The following is a 23761-nucleotide window of genomic DNA, read 5'->3' on the forward strand; positions in this document are numbered from 1 at the left end:
TTTACGCTACAATCCTATAAATTTACCTGCATAAAAGCGGGTAAAGAGAGTTAAACATTCGCTGCTCTACGTTTAAATTTTAAGCAACTGATTTTCATAATGAATAATTCCCAGGATTTGATTTAATGGGGTATATCGTCGCATTAACCGGCGGCATCGGTAGTGGCAAAAGTACCGTTGCAGACGCATTTTCACGTCTGGGTATCTCAGTTATTGATGCCGATATTATTGCCCGTCAGGTGGTAGAGCCGAATACACCCGCGCTAAAGGCCATCGCAGCCCATTTCGGAAGCGCTATTCTCAACGAGGATGGCACGCTCAATCGCCGGCAGCTCAGAGAATGCATTTTTTCTGACTCGTCGGAAAAGGTCTGGCTTAACGCCCTGCTCCACCCCATTATCCACCAGGAAACACAGCGCCAGATGGCAGAAGCCCGTTCACCTTATGTGCTGTGGGTTGTGCCTCTGCTGGTTGAGAATCAGCTGCAGAAAAAAGCCGACCGGGTTCTGGTTATCGATGTTTCCCCCGAAACGCAGATTGCCCGCACCATGGCGCGCGACCATGTCTCGCGAACCCATGCTGAACAAATCCTTGCTGCTCAGGCCACGCGTGAAGCGCGCCTTGCTGTCGCGGATGATGTTATTGATAATAACGGCGCACCAGATGCTATCGCATCGGATGTTGCCCGTCTGCACGAGCAGTATCTGACGTTCGCCGCGCAGGCCGTTGCACAGGAAAAACCATAATGACCACTCATATCCTTTTTGAGCACCCGCTTAACGAAAAAATGCGTACCTGGCTGCGCATTGAGTTTTTAGTTCAACAGCTTTCACAACATCTGCCCGTCAACGATCACGCCACGGCGCTGCATTTTTTCCGCAACGTTGGCGATCTGCTGGATGTCGTCGAGCGCGGTGACGTGCGTACCGAGCTGTTGAAAGAGCTTGAGCGCCAGCAGCGTAAATTACAGGCATGGAATGAAGTACCGGGCGTTGACCAGAGCCGCATTGACGCTCTTCGCCAGCAGCTGAAAAACAGCAGCGGCATTCTGATGGCCGCGCCGCGCGTGGGGCAGTTCCTGCGCGAAGATCGCCTGATCGGCCTGGTGCGCCAGCGCCTGAGTATTCCCGGCGGCTGCTGCAGCTTTGACCTGCCAACCCTTCACATGTGGCTGCATATGCCGCAGGCGCAACGCGATGTTCACGTGAACGGCTGGCTCGCCAGCCTTGAGCCGATGAACCAGGCGCTCTCGCTGATTCTCGATCTCGTGCGCAACTCCGCGCCTTTCCGCAAGCAGACCAGCCTGAACGGCTTTTATCAGGACAACGGCGACGACGCCGATCTGCTGCGCCTGACGCTGTCACTTGGCGATCAGCTTTACCCGCAAATCTCGGGCCACAAGAGCCGTTTTGCAATTCGATTTATGCCGCTGGACAGCGAAAATGGCACCGTACCGGAACGCCTCGATTTCGAGCTGGCCTGCTGTTAAGGAGTTTAGATGTCTGAAGTCACAACCGTAAGTTGCCCTACCTGCGGCAAAACCGTTGTCTGGGGTGAGGTGAGTCCGTTTCGCCCGTTCTGCTGCAAGCGCTGCCAGCTGATCGATCTCGGCGAGTGGGCGGCAGAAGAGAAACGCATTCCAAGCGAAGGCGATCTCTCCGACAGCGATGACTGGAGTGAAAACCAGCAGTAACCGTTAAGGCCTGCTGGCGCATCGTCCGGCAGGCTTATTTGCCTTCCACTAATCGGGCAATAACGGGCTCGTTGGCTGGCGGGAATTTTTCCGCATCCGCTGCCTGAAGTTCTACCCACTGTCCCGGCTGCCCCTCTTTCCCCCAGGGTTCCCCTTCCCAGCTCTCGACAAGCCAGAACCACAGGGTGATATGGCGATCGGGAAACTGGTATTCGAGTTTATCAAAGAGCGTTGCGCCGACGGGCGTGATCCCTACCTCTTCCTGAAGCTCGCGGATCAGCGCCTGCTCCGGCGTCTCTCCCGACTCAATTTTCCCGCCGGGAAACTCCCATTTGTTTGCCATGTGCGCATCGGCAGCGCGTTGGGTGATGAAAATTTGGTTTTGCGGGTTGCGAATAATCCCGACGGCGATTTGCAGTGTTTTCATAGTGTCGCTTCCATAAAAAAGGCGCAGATATCTGCGCCTTTTCGGTTTGTTATGCTCTTAGCTCAGACGGCCGTGGCACGCTTTGTATTTTTTACCGGAACCACATGGGCACGGATCGTTACGCCCGACTTTACGATCGCCGGTCTGCGCCGCGATTGCCGCAGCCGCTTCGCTCTCGTCAGTCTGGTGGCTCAGCTGCTGCATCTGCGCCAGGCGCTCAGCCTCTTCGCGACGCTGCTGCTCCATCGCTTCAACTTCTTCCGGCATACGCACCTGAACCTTGCTCAGGGTGCTGATCACTTCGTACTTCAGCGACTCCAGCATAGAGGCAAACATAGCAAAGGACTCACGTTTGTACTCCTGCTTAGGATCCTTCTGCGCATAGCCGCGCAGGTGGATACCCTGACGCAGGTAATCCATCGCCGCCAGGTGCTCTTTCCACAGGGAGTCCAAAGTCTGCAGCATCACGCCTTTTTCGAAGTGACGCATCATCTCTGCGCCAACCACTTCTTCTTTACGCTTGTAAACTTCCAGCGCAGTTTCGAAGATGCGCTCGCGCAGCGTTTCTTCGTGCAGCTCCGGCTCTTTGTCCAGCCACTCTTTGATTGGCAGCTCGAGGTCGAAGTCGTTTTTCAGACGTTCCTGCAGGCCTTCGATATCCCACATCTCTTCCAGAGACTGCGGTGGAATGTGGCCATCGATGGTCGCTTTGAAGACGTCTTCACGAATGCTGTTGATGGTTTCGCTCACGTCGGACACGTCGAGCAGCTCGTTACGCTGGGTGTAGATAGCGCGACGCTGGTCGTTCGCCACATCATCGTATTCAAGCAGCTGTTTACGGATGTCGAAGTTACGGCTTTCAACTTTACGCTGTGCGTTGGCGATGGCCTTAGTCACCCACGGGTGTTCAATCGCTTCGCCAGGTTTCATGCCCAGCTTACGCATCATGCCGGACACGCGATCAGAGGCGAAAATACGCATCAGCGCATCTTCCATCGACAGGTAGAAGCGGGAAGAACCGGCATCACCCTGACGACCCGCACGACCGCGGAGCTGGTTATCGATACGACGAGATTCGTGACGCTCAGTACCAATGATGTGCAAGCCGCCGGAAGCCAGTACCGCATCGTGGCGAACCTGCCAGTCAGCTTTGATCTGGGCAATCTGCTCTGGCGTTGGGTTTTCCAGCTCGGCCACTTCTGCCTGCCAGCTGCCGCCGAGCATAATGTCAGTACCACGACCCGCCATGTTGGTTGCGATTGTTACAGCGCCAGGATAACCGGCCTGCGCAACGATATCCGCTTCTTTAGCGTGGAACTTGGCGTTCAGAACGTTGTGCTTAATGCCCGCTTTGGTCAGCTCATTGGAAACCACTTCGGATTTCTCAATGGAGATAGTACCTACCAGCACCGGCTGGCCAGCAGCAGTACGATCGCGAATATCTTCGATGATCGCCTGAATTTTTTCCGCTTCGGTCATGTAAACCAGATCCGGCATATCCTTACGGATCATCGGACGGTTGGTTGGAACAACCACGGTATCCAGCTTGTAGATGGAGCTGAATTCAAACGCTTCGGTATCTGCAGTACCGGTCATACCTGCCAGCTTCTCGTACAGACGGAAGTAGTTCTGGAAGGTGATGGATGCCAGCGTCTGGTTTTCGTTTTGAATATCAACGCCTTCTTTGGCTTCAACGGCCTGGTGCAAACCGTCAGACCAGCGGCGACCCTGCATGGTACGGCCAGTGTGTTCATCGACGATGATCACTTCGCCGTCTTTAACAATGTAATCCACATCGCGGGTGAACAGCGCATGAGCGCGCAGCGCCGCAGTTACGTGGTGCATCAGCATGATGTTGCTCGGAGAGTAAAGCGACTCGCCCTCTTCCATAATGCCCTGCGCAACCAGCAGCTCTTCGATTTGCACCAGACCACGCTCGGTCAGGTTCACCTGACGCGCTTTTTCGTCAACGGAGAAGTGACCTTCACCCTGGAAGGTGTCGGAGTCTTCTTTTTCCTGACGCAGCAGGTGTGGAATGATTTTGTCGACTTTACGGTACATTTCGGAGCTGTCTTCAGCCGGACCGGAGATGATCAGCGGGGTACGCGCTTCGTCGATGAGAATGGAGTCAACCTCATCCACCAGCGCATAGTGCAGCTTACGCTGTACGCGCTCTTCAGGGCTGAACGCCATGTTGTCACGCAGGTAGTCGAAGCCGTATTCGTTGTTCGTACCGTAGGTGATATCCGCGTTATACGCATCACGCTTAGCCGGTGCTGGCAGGCCGGACATGTTGATGCCGACGGTCATGCCCAGGAATTCGAACAGTGGACGGTTGTTTTCGGCGTCACGCTGCGCCAGATAGTCGTTGACGGTAACAACGTGAACGCCTTTACCGGTCAGCGCGTTCAGGTAAGCAGGCAGCGTCGCGGTCAGGGTTTTACCTTCACCGGTACGCATTTCCGCGATGCAGCGTTCGTTCAGCACCATGCCGCCCAGCAGCTGCACGTCGAAGTGACGCATGCCGAACACGCGTTTACTTGCTTCACGCACCACGGCAAAGGCTTCTGGGATCAGGCTTTCTAAGGTTTCACCTTTTTCCAGACGCGCGCGGAACTCACCGGTTTTGGCTTTCAGCTCGTCGTCAGACAGCTTTTCCATTGCCGGTTCCATACCGTTGATGACGGCTACAGCCTTACGCATACGGCGCAGGGTACGATCGTTACGACTACCAAAAACTTTAGTTAATAATTTGATTAGCATAATAAATTCTCAAACGCCCCAGATGGGCAGATAAATTAAGGTATTGAAAAAGCGTTAATTTAGCTGAGGCGTTGAGGCCCGGCACGGATGCCGTGAACCTGGCTAATCCAGGTCGATACGATAAACGTTGAAGGCGGGACAACATCGGTTTTCGCCAGCTGACGAACGACGACAGGCGGCTGTGTATCCTGGGTCAGCAGAGCATTGAGCGTATCCAGCAGCGCAAGATGCTGCGCCTGAACCGGCAGCGTCTCTTCTGCAACGGGCATCGCCTGCGGCGCCATTGCAAAGGAAAGGTGACGGATAACGGTGCGGATAGCGTGCTGGTGCCAGTAGTCCACCGAAAAATTCGGGCGGCGATTGGCTTCCAGCAATGCGAGGTTAGTAAAGTTAACCCGCGTGGAGAGATCGTGTTTGGTGGAAGTGGTCTTTGTCGGCGTCGCCGCTTCCGCGCTGTTGCTGAGCACAGGCAAGCCGAGACTCGCCGCGACCATCCCTAATAAGAGATGCGGCCAGAAGTAACGTCTGCCAAATTGTCGCCAGCGCGTCAGTATTCCGCTCACTTGCTCCACCCGATAAGCCAGCCGTGTCAGGCTGAGTTCAGTTATTCTTTTTAGCGCCCAGATATTACCACTAAAGCCATAGCACAGCAGCAGGAATGACGTATTACAGCGGGGAAAAACGGTCAAGAATGCAGCTAACGCGCAGATTTTCTACGACTGGCAGGCGATCGGTAAAACTGGTACGAAAGTCAGAGAGATAAAAATAAAAAAGACTGGCTACCCTGGCCGGAGAGAGTACCAGGTGAACCAGTCTTTTTTTACGAAACGGTTAAACCGTTACGCCAGAACCATGCTTGGTGCTTTGAACGCCAGCGGCAGTTCTGCTTCGTCTTCGAAGGTCACATATTCCCAGGCTTCCTGTTTTGCCAGGACGGCCTGCAACAGTTTGTTGTTCAGCGCATGACCGGATTTAAACGCGGTAAATGCACCAATGATATTGTGACCACACATGAACAGGTCGCCGATTGCATCCAGCATTTTGTGACGCACGAATTCATCTTCAAAACGCAGGCCGTCTTCGTTCAGTACGCGATAATCGTCAACAACGATGGCACAATCGAAGCTACCGCCCAGGCACAGGCCGCGGGACTGCAGATATTCGATATCACGCATGAAGCCGAAAGTACGGGCACGACTGATCTGGCGCATGAACGCATCCGCAGAGAAGTTCATCGCGTAGCGCTGGGTGCTGGCATCAATCGCCGGATGGTTAAAGTCGATGGTAAAGTCCAGCGAGAAACCATTGTACGGTTTGAATTCAGCCCACTTGTCGCCGTCTTCAACGCGAACAGTGTCTTTGATGCGAACAAATTTCTTCGCGCAGTTCAGTTCTTCGATGCCAGCGTCCAGCAGCAAATACACGAACGGAGCAGCACTACCATCCATAATCGGGATTTCTGGTGCATCGACTTCAACAACGATGTTGTCGATACCCAGACCCGCCAGGGCGGCGTTCAGGTGCTCTACGGTAGAAATCCGCACGTCATGCTCGTTCACCAGGCAAGTACAGAGCATAGTATCACGCACAGATTTGGCATCGGCCGGAAAATCTACCGGTGGATTCAAGTCGGTGCGACGATAGATGACCCCGGTATTGGCCGGCGCAGGGCGCAGCGTCAGGGTGACTTTCTTGCCGGTATGCAAACCGACGCCAGTCGCCTGAACGATACGTTTAAGTGTCCTTTGTTTGATCATCGTATAATCTCGCCAAATTAACTATCCAACCGAGAGTGTATATCACTATCGGTGGGCCAGTTTAGCACAAAGAGCGAAAATCCCCAAATTCCAGCCAATTCTTAATCAGCTTGCTTACGCAGGAACGCTGGGATGTCCAGATAATCTGGCTCTTTCGCCGTTTGCGGAGTTGTGTCGTTAACCACTTTCGCGGCCGGTTTCTGCTCTTGGGTCAGCGGAGCCATACCGTGCTGCTGGTAACGATCCATCACCGGCTGCTGAGTCTGTTTATTGGTTACCAGGGTGATCTCAGGACGTTTGTCCATGCCGATACCGGTGGCAACAACAGTCACACGCAGTTCGTCGTTCATTTCTGGATCAAGTGAAGTACCGATTACCACCGTCGCGTTGTCGGATGCGAACGCACGGATGGTGTTACCCACGGTTTCGAACTCATCCAGACGCAGGTCGAAGCCAGCGGTAATGTTGACCAGCACGCCGCGCGCGCCAGACAGATCGATATCTTCCAGCAGTGGAGAAGAGATAGCCATTTCAGCCGCTTCTTCTGCACGGTCTTCACCGCTCGCCACGCCAGAGCCCATCATCGCGTAGCCCATTTCGGACATCACGGTGCGAACGTCTGCAAAGTCAACGTTCATCAGGCCAGGACGGGTAATCAGCTCGGCGATACCCTGCACTGCGCCTTTCAGTACGTCGTTTGCTGCGCCAAAGGCGTCCAGCAGAGAAATACCGCGGCCCAGAACTTTCAGTAACTTGTCGTTCGGGATAGTAATCAGAGAGTCCACATGCTTGGACAGCTCGGTGATACCCTGCTCTGCGAACGCCATACGCTTCTTGCCTTCAAAGTTGAACGGCTTAGTCACGACAGCAACAGTCAGAATACCCAAATCTTTTGCTACTTCTGCCACAACAGGTGCTGCACCGGTACCCGTACCGCCGCCCATACCTGCTGCGATGAAGACCATGTCCGCACCTTCCAGTGCCGCACGCAGTGCTTCACGGTCTTCTTCGGCTGCATTGCGGCCGACTTCCGGATTAGCCCCTGCTCCCAGACCTTTGGTGATGCCGCCACCGATCTGAATAGTCTGGCCAACCGCCGTTTTACGCAGTGCCTGAGCATCGGTGTTAACCGCAAAGAATTCAACACCTTCGATACGTTCACGCACCATATGCTCTACGGCGTTACCGCCGCCGCCACCGACGCCGATGACTTTAATCACCGCGTCGTTGGTTAATTCCATTGGTTCAAACATAGTTTCTCTCCGTTGTGCCTGTCGCCCGAGACCGCTAATTCTCTCCGGTCTCTTAAAAAAATTAAAACTCTTTTCGCAACCAGGTGTTGAGTCGTTTGACCCACGACCCCACCGATACGCGTTTTTCCACTTCGGCTTCACCACTCAAATGGGACTCTTTCCCGTAGTGAAGCAACCCGACAGCCGTTGAATAATACGGCTCCTGGGCATAATCCGTTAAACCGGTAATATTCAGCGGTGCGCCAATACGAACCTGCGTATGGAACACGCGCTGCGCGCAAGCAGCAAGACCTTCAATTTGCGCTGCACCGCCGGTTAATACAATCCCCGCCGCGAGATGATGTTTCACACCCTGCTGGCGAAGCTGTTCCTGTAACTGCAAAATTTCTTCGTTGACGAGGTTGAGCAGCTCGGTGTAGCGCGGCTCAATGACCTCTGCCAGCGTCTGACGTTGCAGGCTGCGCGGCGGACGACCACCAACGCTTGGCACTTCAACGCTCTCATCTTTGCCAACGATAGAGCCCAGCGCACAGCCGTGGCGCACTTTGATTGCCTCTGCATCGCTCGGCGGCGTACCAAAGGCATAAGCGATATCGCTGGTCACCACGTTCCCTGCGTAAGGGATCACTTTGGTATGGCGCAGGGCACCGCCGGTATAAACGGCCATGTCCATAGTACCACCACCAATATCGACCACACAGACGCCGAGTTCACGTTCATCTTCGGTCAGCACGGAATAGCTTGCGGCCAGACCGGCGAAAATGAGTTGGTCAACTTTCAGGCCACAACGTTCAACGGCTTTTACAATGTTCTTCGCCATATCGTTGTGACATGTGATCAAGTGCACTTTTGCCTGCATACGCACGCCGGAAAGACCGACCGGGTTCTTGATCCCTTCCTGATAGTCGATTGCATACTCCTGCGGAATAACGTGCAGCACACGATGTTCATCGCGCACACGCACGGACTTCGCCGTATGCACCACATTTTCAACGTCTTCCTGCGTCACTTCTTCTTCTGAAATCGGCACCATACCGATTTCGTTCTGGCAGCTAATATGCTTGCCAGAAAGGGCCAGATAGACAGATGAAATCTGGCAATCTGCCATCAATTCAGCCTGATCGATGGCGCGCTGAACGCATTTCACCACCGACTCAAGGTCGTTTACCCCACCTTTATCCATACCACGTGACGGGCAACTGCCCACGCCAATGATATTGACCATACCGTCGGGCAGAACTTCCCCTACTAAAGCGGCAACCTTCGCGGTGCCAATCTCCAGTCCAACTACCAGTTTTCTGTCCGTCGCCTTGATCATTGTTGTTTTGCCTGTACCTGTGCCTGATTCTGTTGCTGATTAGGTTCTTCGACCGGAGCCGGCACCCAACCGACTGCTGCGCCTGAGTCATAACGCAAATCAACGTAGCTTATCCGTTTGCCATCGGTCTGCGCCTGTTGCTGTAAAACTGGGTAAAGTTCTACAAATCGCGCCAGACGTTTCATCGTGTCGCCGCGGCCAAGGTTGAGCTTAATGCCGTTCGTTAACGTGAGCTGCCATGAACGGCGCGCCGTCATTGCTGCATCTTTTAACGTGAACCTGTCCTTAGCCAGCACTTGCCCCATATCGCGGAAACCCTGTAAGACTTCGTTTTCGCTACCTTCCGGGCCGTACAACATCGGTAAATTTTGCTTGCTGACGCGATCGCTTGGGACGCTGAAGGAATTTCCGTCTACGTCTACCATGTGCTGATCATTCCAACGCGCAATGGGCACATATTCAACCAGATGAATCTTCAATTCATCAGGCCATTGCTTTCTTACACTCGCCTGTTTTATCCACGGCAGACGTTCGATCTGGCTTTGGATAATATTGACGTCCTGGGTCATAAAGGTTCCAGGCGATCCCAGAGCCAGAATCGACTGACGAATATCGTCGTTGCGGGTGTAGTGGCGCTCCCCGGTTACCACCAGCTTAGAAAGCGGTAAACGTTGCGCATCTTCCATCCAGCCCAGCACCATCCAGCCGCTGATAAACACGGTACACAGCACACCGAGCAGGAAAATAATCCCTGCAAGACGCGTTCCATTACTCCGCCGTGAAGAAGAATATTCTTCTTCGTCTTCGCGGTTGCGCGTGTTCAATGCAGCCTGAGACATATCAGCCCGCCTGGTCCAGAATACGTACGACTAATTGCGAGAAGCTCATTCCCGCCTGACGCGCAGCCATCGGCACAAGGCTGTGACTGGTCATGCCAGGAGAAGTATTGGCTTCCAGCAGATAAAATTGTCCGTCGCTGTCGAGCATCACATCAATGCGCCCCCAGCCGCGGCAACCCAGAACATTCCAGGCTTTGAGGACCAAAGACTGTAAATCTGATTCGCGTTCTGCTTCAAGACCACTTGGGCAGAAATATTGCGTTTCATCAGAGAGATACTTCGCCTCATAATCATAGAAGGTTCCGGCGGGTTGGATACGAATTGACGGTAAAATTTCTTCGCCAAGCATCGCGACGGTAAATTCCGGCCCGCTGAGCCATTTTTCAATCAGAACTTCTTCATCATGTTGAAATGCCAGCGCTAAAGCGGGAGATAAATCCTGCGCTTTATCGACCTTCGACATTCCAACGCTCGACCCTTCACGGCTCGGTTTCACAATAACCGGTAAACCCAGTTCGGCAATGCGCGCATTAACGCTATCCGAAAGGCCTAATTCAAACTCGCGACGCGTCAGGGCAACCCAAGGAGCAACGGGCAAGCCCGCGCCCTGCCACAGCAGTTTGCTGCGCAGTTTATCCATAGAGATAGCGGACGCCATCACGCCGCTGCCGGTATACGGCATACCAATTAAATCCAGCAGCCCTTGCAGCGTGCCGTCTTCACCGCCGCGACCGTGCAGGGCGATAAAGACTTTGTCGAAGCCCATTGCTTTAAGCTGGGTGACGTCGACCTCTTTTGGATCGACCGGGTGCGCATCCACACCGCCTTCACGCAGGCCCGCCAGCACGGCAGCGCCAGAATTCAGCGAAACTTCACGTTCAGCGGATGTCCCGCCGAACAGGACCGCAATCTTATCAGCCATGGCGCTCTTCCTCTGGAGTTTGCGGCTTCAGTTTGATTTCAGCTAAGGTACGGGCGATTTTGCCGATATTTCCCGCACCCTGAATCAGAATCAAATCGTTACCCGTCAGCACCGGCGCCAAAATTGCGGCCACCTCGGCAGGATCGGACACCAGAATAGGGTCAACTTTACCGCGACCACGAATGGTACGGCACAGTGAACGGCTATCCGCGCCCGGGATCGGGGTTTCACCTGCAGAGTAAACGTCGAGCATCAGCAGCGTGTCTACCTGAGAGAGCACGCTTGCGAAATCGTCATACAGGTCGCGGGTACGGGTGAAGCGGTGCGGCTGGAAGATCATCACCAGATTCTTCTCAGGCCAGCCCGCGCGGGCTGCTTTGATCGTCGCGTCGACTTCCGTTGGGTGGTGACCATAGTCATCAACCAGCATCGCGCTGCCCGCTTTACCGTTCACTTCTTCCAGCGGGTATTCCCCGAGGAAGTCGAAGCGACGGCCCGTTCCCTGGAAGCTTTCCAGCGCACGCAGGATAGCTTCGTCTTCAATACCTTCTTCGGTTGCCACCGCAACCGCTGCCGCCGCGTTCAGGGCGTTATGGCGACCTGGCGCATTGAGCGTCACGTGCAGCAGTTCTTTATCCTGACGCGCCAGGGTGAAATGCCCCTGCGCGCCAATCTGTTTGTACTCTTCCACGCGGACGTCAGCGTCTTCGCTAAAGCCGTAAGTGGTGATTTGACGACCGACGCGCGGCAGCAGCTCGCGGATCACCGGATCGTCAACGCACATCACCGCGCGCCCGTAGAACGGCAGGTTGTGCAGGAAGTTGATGAAGGTCTGCTTCAGATTCTCGAAGTCGCCCTGGTAAGTATCCATGTGGTCGGCTTCGATGTTGGTGACAATGGCCACCATCGGCTGCAGGTGCAGGAACGACGCGTCGCTCTCATCCGCTTCCGCAATCAGATAGCGGCTGTGCCCCAGGCGCGCATGAACGCCTGCCGCCTTCACCAGACCGCCGTTAACGAAGGTCGGATCCAGGCCAGCTTCGGCATAAATGCTGGACACCATTGCCGTGGTCGTGGTTTTACCGTGGGTTCCGGCCACGGCGATACCGTGACGGAAGCGCATCAGTTCAGCCAGCATCTCAGCGCGGCGGATCACCGGGATACGCGCTTCATGGGCCGCAACGATTTCCGGGTTATCCGCGGAGATGGCGCTGGACACCACAACAACACTCGCATCGCGCACGTTTTCCGGGCGATGGTTGAAATAGATAGTCGCCCCAAGCGACGTCAACTGCTGCGTAACAGGGTTTGGCGCCAGGTCAGAACCGCTGATCTGGTAACCTTCGTTAGCTAACACTTCGGCAATACCGCCCATGCCAGCACCACCGATGCCGACAAAGTGAATGTGCCGGACGCGACGCATCTCGGGCACGATTGAACGCAGTTTCGCCAGTTGTTGTGTATTCATTCTCTAAACGCCATCGACTACTTCAAAAAATCGTGCAGCGCAACACGCGCTGCGAGGGTTAAGCCTGGGCTGCCAGGCTCACTTCATTTGCCACCCGCTCTGTCGCATCCGGGATAGCGGTCGCGCGCGCGCGCTGTGCCATCTCCAGCAATGCTTCTCTGTTCCAGCCCGCCAGGGTGGTGGCGACCGCATCGGCGGTAAATTGTGGCTGCTCGAATATTTTCGCGGCGCCCGCTTTCTCAAGCGGCAGCGCGTTCCAATACTGCTGTCGGTCTTTGTGCTGGAAAGGCACAAACAGCGCCGGCAAACCCGCCGCGGCGATCTCGCTCACCGTCAACGCGCCTGAACGGCAAACAACGACATCGGCCCAGGCATAGGCTGCCGCCATGTCGTCGATAAATTCGGTGACTTTATGCTGCGGCTGACCCGCGTCGGCATACGCCTGCTCAACCGTCTGCTGAGCGCCTTTACCGCTTTGATGCCAGATGGTTACGGCATCGCCCAGCTTCGCCGCGACGTCCGGCATAGTCTGGTTCAAAATGCGGGCACCCTGAGAGCCGCCCACAACCAGCACCCGCACCGGGCCTTCACGCCCAGCCAGACGCGCATCGGGAAGAGGCAATGCCAGTACGTCTACGCGCACCGGGTTCCCCACGACGTCCGCTTTCGGAAACGCGCCGGGGAATGCCTGCATCACCTTGGTGGCGATCTTCGCCAGCCATTTATTGGTCAGCCCGGCAATACCGTTCTGCTCGTGCAGCACAACCGGAATACCCAGCGACCACGCAGCCAGCCCGCCCGGGCCAGAGACATAGCCACCCATGCCTAATACCACATCAGGTTTAAAGCGCTTCATAATGGTGCGAGCCTGACGCCAGGCGTTAAAAATACGCACCGGCGCAAGGAGCTGCGCCTTGATCCCTTTTCCGCGTAAACCTGAAATACGGATAAAATCAATGTCGATACCGTGCTTCGGCACTAGATCGGCTTCCATGCGATCGGCGGTTCCAAGCCAGCGTACCTGCCAGCCCTGATCCATTAAATGGTGCGCAACGGCCAGCCCCGGGAACACGTGTCCTCCGGTACCGCCTGCCATCACCATTAACCGCTTCGGTTGATTCATCGTGAACCTCGTGTAAACGCCTGAGCTTTCTCCAGACGCGTTTCATAATCTATACGTAACAACAACATGATGGCCGTCGACATGATCAGAAGACTGGAACCACCATAACTGATTAACGGCAACGTCAGGCCCTTGGTCGGCAGCATACCCGCTGCGGCCCCTACGTTTACCAGTGCCTGGAAGCTGAACCAAATACCAATTGAGCAGGCTAAGAAACCTGAGAAGCGGTGATCGATCTCCAGCGCTTTCCGGCCAATCGACATAGCACGGAAAGCCACGAAGAATACCATTAAAAGCGCAAGTACCACACCGATATAACCCAGTTCCTCCGCAATAATGGAGAAGATGAAGTCAGTGTGCGCTTCAGGTAAATATTCGAGTTTTTGCACCGAGTTGCCTAGGCCCTGCCCCCAGACTTCACCACGGCCAAAGGCCATCAGCGACTGGGTCAGCTGGTAGCCGCTGCCGAACGGATCTTCCCACGGGTTCCAGAAAGAGGTCACGCGGCGGATACGATAAGGCTCGGCGAGGATCAGCAGCACCACTGCGGAAATCCCCATGCCGATGATGGCGATGAACTGCCACAGCTTCGCCCCCGCCAGGAACAGCATCGCCAGCGTGGTAACGAAGAGTACAACCACCGTACCGAGGTCAGGCTGCGCCAGCAGTAACACCGCCAGCACCAGAATCACGCCCATCGGTTTTAAGAAGCCGCGCAGGTTATTACGCACTTCATCAACCTTACGCACCAGGTAGTTGGCGAGATAGCAGAACAGGGAAAGCTTTGTGAATTCAGCAGGCTGAATACGCAGCGGGCCAAACGCAATCCAGCGTGATGCCCCGTTTACCGAGCTCCCCACCACCAGCACGATCAGCAGCATGATGATGGAGGCAATCAGCATCGCGGTGCTGTGGCGCTGCCAGAAGGCCATCGGCAGACGCAGGGTCACCATCGCCAGGCAGAACGCCAGAATGATATACAGGCCATCACGTTTGGCAAACAGGAACGGGTCATTCGCCAGTCGTTGCCCGACGGGCATGGATGCCGAGGTCACCATAATAAAGCCGATCGCCGCCAGTCCCATGGTCAACCAGAACAGCGTGCGGTCGTACATGATCAGGCTATCGGAATCTTTATCCCGCGAAGCCATCACCCAGCCTTTCAGCGCCGTAAACAGCCACGCCAGGATCCCAAATCCTGGCAAGCGCGGCATTTTCAGGCGAGGGAGAGATAAACGCATTAGCCTAACTCCTTCGCCAGGCGGGTAAAGACATCACCCCGCTGTTCGAAATTCTTGAACTGATCGAGGCTGGCGCAGGCAGGGGAAAGCAGCACCATATCGCCCGGCTTCACGCGCGGGGCAATAAGCCGCATCGCCTGTTCCATGGTCTCGGTCTGTTCGGCAATGTCCGGGCGCAGCTCTGCCAGCTCGGCGCCGTCGCGACCGAAACAGTACAGGCGGATGTTGTCACCGCTGAGATAGCGCTTCAGCGAGGAGAAATCGGCAGATTTACCGTCGCCGCCCAGCAGCAGATGCAGCGTGCCATCAACGTGCAAACCGTTCAGGGCAGCTTCTGTGCTCCCGACGTTGGTGGCTTTCGAGTCGTTGATCCAGCGCACGCCGTTGTGCTCCAGCGCCAGCTGGAAACGGTGCGCCAGGCCGGTAAAGGTCGTCAGCGCCTTCAGGCTTGAGGAGCGCGGCAGGCCAACGGCATCCGCCAGCGCCAGCGCCGCCAGGGCGTTGGTGTAGTTATGCTGCCCGGTAAGCTTCATCTCTTTCACGTTCAGCACTTTCTCACCCTTCACGCGCAGCCAGGTTTCGCCCTGCTGACGGTTCAGATGATAGTCACCCATGGTGATACCAAAACTGACGCAGCGCTCGTCGGCACCGCGAACCGGCATGGTCAGCGCATCGTCGGCGTTGACCACGCAGACTTTGGCATTTTCGTACACCCGCAGCTTGGCCGCGCGGTACTGCTGAAGGCCAAACGGATAGCGATCCATATGATCTTCGGTCACGTTCAGGATCGTCGCCGCCGCCGCATGAAGGCTGGAGGTTGTCTCAAGCTGGAAGCTTGAAAGTTCCAGCACGTACAGCTCGCAGCCCTTATCGAGCAGCATTAACGCCGGCAGGCCAATGTTCCCGCCAACGCCAACGTTTTTGCCCGCGGCCTGGGCCATTTCACCCACCAGCGTGGTAACGGTGCTTTTCCCGTTAGAGCCGGTAATCGCAATGACGGGCGCCTGCGCTTCGCGGCAGAACAGCTCGATGTCACCAACGATTTCAACCCCGGCATCCGCCGCCGCGCTCAGCGAAGGATGGGCCAGCGCCATGCCCGGGCTGGCGACAATCAGATCGGCCGCCAGCAGCCAGTCATCGTTCAGACCACCAAGGTGGCGTTCTACCGATTCTGGCAGCTTATCCAGACCCGGCGGAGAGACACGCGTATCCATCACGCGAGGCGTCACGCCGCGCGCGAGGAAAAAGTCCACGCAGGAAAGGCCGGTGAGGCCCAACCCGATGATAACGACTTTTTTACCCTGGTAATCTGCCATGATTAACGTACCTTCAGCGTTGCCAGGCCAATCAGCACCAGCATCAGCGAAATAATCCAGAAGCGCACAATGACGCGCGGTTCCGGCCAGCCTTTCAGTTCATAGTGGTGGTGAATCGGCGCCATACGGAAGATGCGCTGACCGCGCAGCTTGAAGGAGCCGACCTGCAGGATCACCGACAGGGTTTCAACCACAAACACGCCGCCCATAATCACCAGCAGGAACTCCTGACGCAGCAGTACGGCAATGATGCCCAGCGCGCCGCCCAGCGCCAGAGAGCCGACGTCACCCATGAAGACCTGAGCCGGATAGGTGTTAAACCACAGGAAGCCAAGCCCTGCCCCGACGATTGCCGTACAGACGATCACCAGCTCGCCCGCGTGGCGCAGATACGGAATGTGCAGGTAGTTAGCAAAGTTCATGTTACCGGTCGCCCAGGCCACCAGCGCAAAGCCCGCAGCCACGAAGACGGTCGGCATAATCGCCAGGCCGTCCAGACCGTCCGTCAGGTTCACGGCATTGCCGGTCCCGACGATGACGAAGTAGGCCAGCAGGATGTAGAACAGCCCCAGCTGCGGCATCACGTCCTTGAAGAACGGCACAACCAGCTCGGTGGCTGGCGTGTCTTTCCCTGCGAGGTAGAGCGCAAACGCGACGCCCAGCGCAATCACCGACATCCAGAAGTATTTCCAGCGGGCAATCAGGCCTTTGGTGTCTTTACGCACCACTTTGCGGTAATCATCGACAAACCCGATGATGCCGTAGCCGACCAGCACGGTCAGCACGCACCAGACATACGGGTTAGACGGGTATGCCCACAGCAGCACGGAAACCACAATCGCGGTCAGGATCATAATCCCGCCCATGGTCGGCGTGCCGCGCTTGCTGAAGTGCGATTCCGGACCGTCGTTACGCACGACCTGGCCGAAAGAGAGCTTTTGTAAACGGGCAATCATGCGCGGGCCCATCCACAAAGAGATGAACAGCGCGGTCAGCAGGCTGACGATGGCGCGAAACGTCAGATAGGAAAAGACGTTAAAGCCTGAATAATATTTGACCAAATGTTCGGCCAGCCAAACTAACATGTCCCGTTCTCCTGTAATGCGTGCACAACCTCTTCCATGGCGGCACTGCGTGAACCTTTAACTAACACCGTCACAATTTGTTTTTCGGCAATTAACGTCTTAAGACGTTCAATAAGTGAAGCTTTATCGGCAAAGTGCTCGCCCACGCCGCTCGCCTGGCTGATGGCCTGGCTCAGTTTTCCTGCGCTCAGAACGCAGTCAAGGCCCGCCGCTTTGGCAGCGTCCCCCACCTGGGTATGGCAGGCTTCGCTTTCGTCGCCGAGCTCTGCCATATCACCGACAACCATTACGCGATAGCCCGGCATCTCTGAGAGCACCTGCACCGCGGCGGTCATTGAGCCGACGTTGGCGTTGTATGAGTCATCCAGCAGCAGCTTGTTTTCCGCCAGCTGGATGGGGAACAGACGCCCCGGCACGGCCTTCAGATTGGCCAGCCCGGTTTTAATCGCCTCATGGCCCGCACCCACCGCCATCGACAGCGCGGCAGCGGCAAGCGCGTTAGCGATGTTGTGACGCCCCGGCAGCGGCAGCAGCACATCAATGCCGCCCGTTGGGGTATTGAGCGTGAATTCCGTACCGTGCGAAGTCACGTGGATATTGGTCGCCGTAAAATCGCTGTTGGCCGCATTCGGTGAAAAGCGCCAGGTTTTACGGGAGCCAATAATGCTCTGCCAGTTCAGCCAGTCGTTATTGTCGGCATTCATAATGGCAATGCCGTCGGCAGGGAGGCCGGTATAGATTTCCCCTTTCGCTTTCGCCACGCCTTCCAGCGAGCCAAAACCTTCCAGATGCGCCGCCGCCAGGTTGTTCACCAGCGCGGCTTCCGGGCGAGTCAGGCTCACGGTCCAGGCGATTTCGCCCTGGTGGTTAGCGCCCAGCTCGATCACGGCAAACTCATGTTCTTTGGTCAGGCGAAGTAATGTCATCGGCACGCCAATGTCATTATTGAGATTGCCTGCGGTATAAAGCGTATTCCCGCACTGGCTCAGGATGGCGGCGGTCATCTCTTTGACCGACGTTTTGCCCGAAGACCCCGTCAGAGCAACTACGCGAGTTGGCACCTGCTGACGAACCCATGCCGCCAGCTCGCCAAACGCCAGACGCGTATCCTTCACCACGATTTGCGGCAGGTCGATATCGAGCTTGCGGCTGACCAGCAGCGCGCCCGCGCCGTTGTCTTTGGCCTGCACCACAAAATCGTGCGCATCAAAACGCTCACCTTTCAGCGCCACAAACAGGCAGCCGGCGGTGATTTTGCGGGTGTCGGTGGTGACGGCATCGATGGTCAGATCCTGACCATGCAGCGTACCCTGTAAGACCTGAGCGGCCTGGTTCAGCGTAATGCTAATCATGCCACCACTCCCAGCAGACGGGCTGCGGTCACGCGGTCGGAGTAATCCAGACGACGGTTGCCGACAATCTGATAGTCCTCATGGCCCTTACCAGCCAGCAGAACCACGTCGTTCTCCTGCGCCTGCATGATGGTGTTGGTCACGGCTTCCGCTCGGCCTTCCACCACGCGCGCGCGACCCGCGTCCAGCATTCCTGCCAGAATGTCGTTAATAATGGCGCGCGGCTCTTCGGTACGCGGGTTGTCGTCGGTCACAACCGGAATATCCGCGAACTGTTCGGCAATGGCGCCCATCAGCGGACGCTTGCCTTTATCGCGATCGCCGCCGCAGCCGAATACGCACCAGAGTTTGCCCGCGCAGTGCAGACGCGCCGCTTCCAGCGCTTTTTCCAGCGCGTCCGGCGTGTGGGCGTAATCAACAACCACGGTCGGTTTGCCCGGCGCGCTGAACACTTCCATACGGCCGCAAACCGGCTGCAGACGATCGGCAGTTTTCAGCAGTTCGGCCAGCGGATAGCCCAGCGCCAGCAGCGTTGCCAGCGCCAGCAGCAGGTTGCTGACGTTAAATGCGCCCATCAGGCGGCTTTCAATTTCACCGTCGCCCCACGACGAGGTAAAGCGAATGGTCGCCCCGCTGTCGTGATAATTCACCTCAACCGCCTTCAGCCAGCGGCCGTGGCAGTTCGGGTTAATACGATCGTCCATGGATACCGCCACGGCATCCGGCAGTTTTGCCAGCCAGCGGCGGCCCACTTCGTCGTCGGCGTTGATAATCGCCTGACCGCAGTGGTGCGTGGAATAGAGCAGCCATTTCGCGGCTTCGTAGTGCTCCATATCGCCATGATAATCAAGATGATCGCGGCTCAGGTTGGTAAACACAGAGGCCGCGAACTTCAGCGCAGCCACGCGGTGCTGCACCAGCCCGTGAGAAGAGACTTCCATTGCGGCAAAGGTCGCGCCCTGCTCTGCCAGACCCGCCAGAACATGCTGCACGTCTACCGCCGAGCCGGTGGTGTTTTCCGTTGGGTTTACTTTGCCCAGAAGGCCGTTACCCACGGTGCCCATGACCGCACCGGTTTCACCCAGCAGCTGCGCCCACTGCGCCATCAGCTGCGTGGTGGTGGTTTTACCGTTGGTTCCGGTTACGCCAATCAGACGTAACTGGTCGGAAGGTTCGTGATAAAAACGTCCCGCCAGCGCGGAAAGACGCTCACTTAACTGGCTGAGATAAATGACCGGCACACCGTGCATTTCACGGATTTCACCGTCGGTTGCCTCATCTTTTGCCTCAGCAATAATGGCAGCTACACCTTGCGCAATCGCCTGCGGGATATAACGACGCCCGTCCGCCTGATGACCGACCACCGCTACAAAAAGATCGCCAGAAGCAGCCGCACGGCTGTCCAGTACCATCTCTCGCAGTGCTCGCTCCGGTGCATTTGGCACCCACGGAGCGAGAAGGTCGCGCAAATTACGATCTGCCACCTGTACCCTCGCCTTGATTAATTACATATTCACTTTTTTCGCCCGTTGCCAGCGCATCCGGTTCAACGTTCATGGTGCGCAACACGCCGCCCATGATGGCGCCGAACACAGGCGCAGAAACGGCGCCGCCGTAGTATTTACCCGCCTGTGGATCGTTAATAACGACCACCAGCGCAAAACGCGGATTGCTGGCAGGCGCAACGCCTGCGGTATAGGCAATGTATTTGTTGATATAGCGGCCGTCCGGCCCCACTTTTTTCGCCGTACCGGTTTTGATGGCGATGCGATAGCCTTTAATCGCCGCCTTCACGCCACCGCCGCCGGGCAGTGCCACGCTTTCCATCATATGAACTACGGTACGAACGATAGATTCCGGGAAGATACGCTCCCCCGGAACAGGTGGATCAACCTTGGTAATTGACAGCGGGCGATACACGCCATAGCTGCCAATCGTTGCGTAGACTCGCGCCAACTGTAACGGTGTTACCATTAGCCCGTAGCCGAAAGAGAAGGTGGCCCTCTCTATGTCAGACCACCGTTGTTTTTGAGGATATAAGCCACTGCGTTCTCCGACCAACCCCAAATTGGTCGCCTTTCCAAGCCCAAAACGTGAGTAAGTCTCTACTAACGCTGAGGACGGCATCGCTAACGCCAGTTTTGAAACACCGACGTTACTCGACTTCTGCAAGACCCCGGTCAGGGTCAATTCGCTGTAACGCGCCACGTCTTTGATTTCGTGGCCGTTAATTCGGTAAGGGATCGTATTCAGAACGGTACTTTCATTCACGATGCCGCGCTGGAGCGCAGTCATCACTACCATTGGCTTCACGGTTGAACCCGGTTCGAACACGTCGGTGATCGCCCGGTTACGCATCGCGTCTTTGGCGGTGCCGGTGAAGTTGTTCGGGTTGTAGGACGGGCTGTTCGCCATCGCCAGCACTTCGCCGGTGCTGACATCCACCAGCACGGCGCTGCCTGATTCAGCCTTGTTAAAGGCCACGGCGTTGTTCAGTTCGCGATAGACCAGCGCCTGCAGGCGCTCGTCAATGCTCAGGGCAAGGTTGTGCGCGGCCTGGCTGTCGGTGGAAGAGATATCCTCAATCACGCGGCCATAGCGGTCTTTACGCACAATACGCTCGCCCGGCTGGCCGGTGAGCCATTTATCGAAGCTCTTCTCAACGCCTTCAATCCCCTGGCTATCCACGTTGGTGAAGCCGATGAGGTGAGCGGTTACTTCGCCTGAAGGGTAATAGCGGCGAGATTCTTCACGCAAATGAATGCCCGGCAGCTTGAGCTTTTTGATGTAGTCGGCCATATCAGGGTTAACCTGACGCGCCAGATAGATAAAGCGCCCTTTCGGGTTAGCGTTAACGCGAGAGGCGAGCTGGTCCAGCGGCATTTTCAGGGCATCAGCCAGCGCTTTCCAGCGGTTATCGAGGGTGATACCGCCCGCATCGTGCAGCTCTTTCGGGTCTGCCCAGATGGCCTTCACGGGCACGCTCACCGCCAGCGGACGACCAGAACGGTCGGTAATCATGCCGCGGGACGTGGAGACTTCCTGAACGCGCAGAGAACGCATATCCCCCTGACGCACCAGCATGTCCGGGGCGATGATCTGCAGCCAGGCGACGCGTCCCAGCAGGAAACCCAGTGCCAGTAAAATACAGCCGCACAGCAACGCAAAACGCCAACTGATAAAGTTGGCCTGCTCTTCCTGACGTTTTGGTTTTTGCGTTTTTGCCGCTGCTCTCATGCGTCGCGTTTTCCCTTATTTTTGTACTACGATATTTTCCTGTGAAGGATCAACATGCTGCAGTTGCAGCTTTTCCGTTGCGATCCGTTCAACCCGGCTGTGATCGCCGAGCGCGTTTTCTTCAAGGATCAGATTTCGCCATTCAATATCCAGCGCATCGCGTTCCAGAACCATCTGCTCGCGTTGCGCAGTTAATAAACGTGTGTGGTGGGCCGTCGTGACCACCGTTACTGCCGTCACAATGATGCAAATGAACAAGCAGAGTGGCAGCTTCCCAAACCGCAAAAGATCGTCGCCGATCACGCCAGGCAAGGCATGGCGCTCGTTGCTTCCTAACGATCCCTTAACTTTGCTTAGGGTCTCTGTCACTCTGCCGATCATGCGTTCGTCCTCTCTGCAACTCGCAGCACTGAACTACGGGCACGTGGATTCTCTGCCACCTCTTCTTCGCCCGGCATCAACTTGCCTAATGCTCGCAGCTGACGGCCACCCAGCTTCCTGAGTTGTTCTTCCGTCATCGGCAACCCCGCAGGAACCTGAGGACCGCGGCTTTGTTCACGCATAAAGCGCTTCACAATACGGTCTTCCAGCGAATGGAAGCTGATGATGGATAACCGCCCACCCGGGGCCAGCACGTCGAGCGAGCTTTTTAGCGCCAGCTCTATTTCCTCCAGTTCACTGTTTACCCAAATGCGCACCGCCTGGAAGGTACGGGTCGCGGGATGTTTGTGTTTATCTTTGACCGGCGTTGCCGCCGCGATAACCTCTGCCAGCTCTTTGGTGCGTGTCATCGGTTCAATTCGGTTACGCTCAACGATGGCGCGGGCAATACGTTTGCCAAAGCGCTCTTCGCCAAAGGTTTTGATCACCCAGGCGATATCCGCTTCGTCCGCAGTTTGCAGCCACTCCGCGGCCGATTGACCGCGCGTAGGATCCATACGCATGTCCAGCGGTCCGTCACGCATGAAGGAGAAACCGCGTTCTGCATCATCAAGTTGAGGTGAGGAAACGCCAAGATCGAGAAGGATTCCGTCGATCTTGCCCGTCAGGCCGCGCTCGGCGACATAATCAGCCAGCGCGGAGAAAGGTCCATGCACGATGGAAAAGCGTGGGTCATCGATGGTTTGCGCAACGGCAATCGCCTGCGGGTCACGATCGATTGCCAGCAGACGTCCTTCCGCTCCAAGCTGGGAGAGGATCAAACGCGAGTGGCCACCGCGACCAAAAGTGCCATCAATGTAGATGCCGTCCGGACGAATATTCAGACCGTTGACGGCCTCATCCAGCAGCACCGTTGTATGTTTATAATTTTCCATCATATTTATAGAGACAAGTCCTGCAGCCGTTCCGACAACAATGCGGAATCAGACTGCTCAGCGTCGATATCTTCCTTGACCCGTTGATACCAGGCCGTTTCATCCCACAGTTCAAACTTGTTGAACTGGCCGACCAGCATCACTTCTTTTGTCAGACCGGCATGTTGCCGCAACACAGGCGCTATCAGTATTCGCCCGGCGTTATCCATCTGACATTCACTGGCATGTCCCAATAACAGCCGCTGTACGCGGCGTTCCTGCGGGTTCATGCTCGACAGTCGCGACAGCTTTTGCTCGATAATTTCCCATTCAGGCAGGGGGTAAAGCAGCAGGCAGGGGTGGTTAATGTCAATGGTGCAGACCATTTGACCTGAAGCGTTCTCGATCAGCTGGTCGCGGTATCGGGTTGGTACCGATAAACGCCCTTTGCTGTCGAGATTGACTAACGTTGCTCCACGGAACATGCCAGCCTCACCCCTCCTCACCACTTTAACCCACAAATTCCCACCTAAAGGAGTTTACGGAGCGAGGGAAAAGCTTGTCAAGCCAGGACTCTCTCTCTATGAACCCGAAAGCCCTCTATTCGTGGATATATCCCGGCTTGATTAATTACTGCACAACTGGCGAGGCAAATTAACGTCATGAATATTT

General features: G+C 56.0%; 22 protein-coding genes. 3 read left to right on the plus strand and 19 right to left on the minus strand.

The window, feature by feature from the left end; translation table 11 throughout:
• Positions 1 to 125: 125 nt before the first annotated feature.
• The 3 genes from coaE to yacG are packed head-to-tail and all read left to right on the plus strand — an operon-like array spanning position 126 to position 1693.
• Positions 126 to 746, plus strand: a complete 621-nt coding sequence (coaE, locus tag AB6V08_RS08125) for a dephospho-CoA kinase (protein ID WP_368542202.1) — start codon at positions 126 to 128, stop codon at positions 744 to 746.
• Positions 746 to 1489 (plus strand): cell division protein ZapD, encoded by a 744-nt coding sequence (gene zapD / locus AB6V08_RS08130; RefSeq protein WP_368542203.1) that lies wholly within the window; start codon positions 746 to 748, stop codon positions 1487 to 1489. The genes coaE and zapD overlap by 1 nt, the downstream gene beginning before the upstream one ends.
• A gap of 9 nt (positions 1490 to 1498) precedes the next feature.
• A complete protein-coding gene (gene yacG / locus AB6V08_RS08135) occupies positions 1499 to 1693 on the plus strand; it encodes a DNA gyrase inhibitor YacG (RefSeq protein ID WP_368542204.1) in 195 nt (64 codons plus the stop codon).
• A 34-nt stretch (positions 1694 to 1727) separates the two neighbouring features.
• On the opposite strand, the gene mutT is transcribed toward yacG, so the two are convergent.
• The 19 genes from mutT to mraZ all read right to left on the minus strand — a co-directional run bounded on the left by mutT (position 1728) and on the right by mraZ (position 23574).
• A complete protein-coding gene (gene mutT / locus AB6V08_RS08140; protein ID WP_368542205.1) occupies positions 1728 to 2120 on the minus strand; it encodes an 8-oxo-dGTP diphosphatase MutT in 393 nt (130 codons plus the stop codon).
• A 57-nt stretch (positions 2121 to 2177) separates the two neighbouring features.
• Positions 2178 to 4883 (minus strand): preprotein translocase subunit SecA, encoded by a 2706-nt coding sequence (gene secA / locus AB6V08_RS08145; protein WP_368542206.1) that lies wholly within the window; start codon positions 4881 to 4883, stop codon positions 2178 to 2180.
• Positions 4884 to 4942: 59 nt separating this feature from the next.
• Complete coding sequence (gene secM / locus AB6V08_RS08150) at positions 4943 to 5446, minus strand: secA translation cis-regulator SecM (RefSeq protein WP_368542207.1); 504 nt, start codon at positions 5444 to 5446, stop codon at positions 4943 to 4945.
• Between the two features lie 276 nt (positions 5447 to 5722).
• Positions 5723 to 6640, minus strand: a complete 918-nt coding sequence (lpxC, locus tag AB6V08_RS08155; protein WP_368542208.1) for a UDP-3-O-acyl-N-acetylglucosamine deacetylase — start codon at positions 6638 to 6640, stop codon at positions 5723 to 5725.
• A gap of 101 nt (positions 6641 to 6741) precedes the next feature.
• Entirely contained in the window at positions 6742 to 7893 is a 1152-nt protein-coding gene (gene ftsZ / locus AB6V08_RS08160) for a cell division protein FtsZ (protein WP_131633946.1), read from the minus strand.
• 61 nt (positions 7894 to 7954) lie between these two features.
• Entirely contained in the window at positions 7955 to 9211 is a 1257-nt protein-coding gene (gene ftsA, locus AB6V08_RS08165) for a cell division protein FtsA (protein ID WP_010426970.1), read from the minus strand.
• Positions 9208 to 10050: a cell division protein FtsQ gene (gene ftsQ / locus AB6V08_RS08170; protein WP_368542209.1), complete on the minus strand. Its 843-nt coding sequence runs from the start codon at positions 10048 to 10050 to the stop codon at positions 9208 to 9210. Before ftsQ ends, ftsA begins: the two co-directional genes overlap by 4 nt.
• A 1-nt stretch (position 10051) precedes the next feature.
• Positions 10052 to 10972: a D-alanine--D-alanine ligase gene (locus tag AB6V08_RS08175; RefSeq protein WP_368542210.1), complete on the minus strand. Its 921-nt coding sequence runs from the start codon at positions 10970 to 10972 to the stop codon at positions 10052 to 10054.
• A complete protein-coding gene (gene murC, locus AB6V08_RS08180) occupies positions 10965 to 12440 on the minus strand; it encodes a UDP-N-acetylmuramate--L-alanine ligase (protein ID WP_368542211.1) in 1476 nt (491 codons plus the stop codon). The genes AB6V08_RS08175 and murC overlap by 8 nt, the downstream gene beginning before the upstream one ends.
• Positions 12441 to 12498: 58 nt before the next feature.
• Positions 12499 to 13563 carry an undecaprenyldiphospho-muramoylpentapeptide beta-N-acetylglucosaminyltransferase gene (murG, locus tag AB6V08_RS08185; RefSeq protein WP_368542212.1) on the minus strand — a complete coding sequence of 355 codons (1065 nt, stop codon included), beginning with the start codon at positions 13561 to 13563 and terminating at the stop codon, positions 12499 to 12501.
• Positions 13560 to 14804: a cell division protein FtsW gene (gene ftsW, locus AB6V08_RS08190; protein ID WP_368542213.1), complete on the minus strand. Its 1245-nt coding sequence runs from the start codon at positions 14802 to 14804 to the stop codon at positions 13560 to 13562. The genes murG and ftsW overlap by 4 nt, the downstream gene beginning before the upstream one ends.
• Complete coding sequence (murD, locus tag AB6V08_RS08195) at positions 14804 to 16120, minus strand: UDP-N-acetylmuramoyl-L-alanine--D-glutamate ligase (protein WP_368542214.1); 1317 nt, start codon at positions 16118 to 16120, stop codon at positions 14804 to 14806. Before murD ends, ftsW begins: the two co-directional genes overlap by 1 nt.
• Positions 16121 to 16122: 2 nt before the next feature.
• Positions 16123 to 17205 carry a phospho-N-acetylmuramoyl-pentapeptide-transferase gene (gene mraY / locus AB6V08_RS08200; protein ID WP_008501985.1) on the minus strand — a complete coding sequence of 361 codons (1083 nt, stop codon included), beginning with the start codon at positions 17203 to 17205 and terminating at the stop codon, positions 16123 to 16125.
• Positions 17199 to 18557 carry a UDP-N-acetylmuramoyl-tripeptide--D-alanyl-D-alanine ligase gene (gene murF / locus AB6V08_RS08205; RefSeq protein ID WP_368542215.1) on the minus strand — a complete coding sequence of 453 codons (1359 nt, stop codon included), beginning with the start codon at positions 18555 to 18557 and terminating at the stop codon, positions 17199 to 17201. The genes mraY and murF overlap by 7 nt, the downstream gene beginning before the upstream one ends.
• Positions 18554 to 20041, minus strand: a complete 1488-nt coding sequence (murE, locus tag AB6V08_RS08210) for a UDP-N-acetylmuramoyl-L-alanyl-D-glutamate--2,6-diaminopimelate ligase (protein WP_368542216.1) — start codon at positions 20039 to 20041, stop codon at positions 18554 to 18556. Before murE ends, murF begins: the two co-directional genes overlap by 4 nt.
• Positions 20028 to 21794, minus strand: coding sequence for a peptidoglycan glycosyltransferase FtsI (locus AB6V08_RS08215; protein WP_368542217.1), 1767 nt, complete (start codon positions 21792 to 21794; stop codon positions 20028 to 20030). Before AB6V08_RS08215 ends, murE begins: the two co-directional genes overlap by 14 nt.
• A gap of 15 nt (positions 21795 to 21809) precedes the next feature.
• Positions 21810 to 22175: a cell division protein FtsL gene (gene ftsL, locus AB6V08_RS08220; RefSeq protein WP_333043329.1), complete on the minus strand. Its 366-nt coding sequence runs from the start codon at positions 22173 to 22175 to the stop codon at positions 21810 to 21812.
• On the minus strand, positions 22172 to 23113 hold the full coding sequence (rsmH, locus tag AB6V08_RS08225) for a 16S rRNA (cytosine(1402)-N(4))-methyltransferase RsmH (protein WP_014068893.1): 942 nt from the start codon (positions 23111 to 23113) through the stop codon (positions 22172 to 22174). Before rsmH ends, ftsL begins: the two co-directional genes overlap by 4 nt.
• Before the next feature lie 2 nt (positions 23114 to 23115).
• Positions 23116 to 23574: a division/cell wall cluster transcriptional repressor MraZ gene (gene mraZ, locus AB6V08_RS08230; RefSeq protein ID WP_368542218.1), complete on the minus strand. Its 459-nt coding sequence runs from the start codon at positions 23572 to 23574 to the stop codon at positions 23116 to 23118.
• Positions 23575 to 23761: the final 187 nt, after the last annotated feature.

This window comes from Enterobacter soli, from assembly GCF_964208575.1.
Classification (GTDB): domain Bacteria; phylum Pseudomonadota; class Gammaproteobacteria; order Enterobacterales; family Enterobacteriaceae; genus Enterobacter; species Enterobacter soli_A.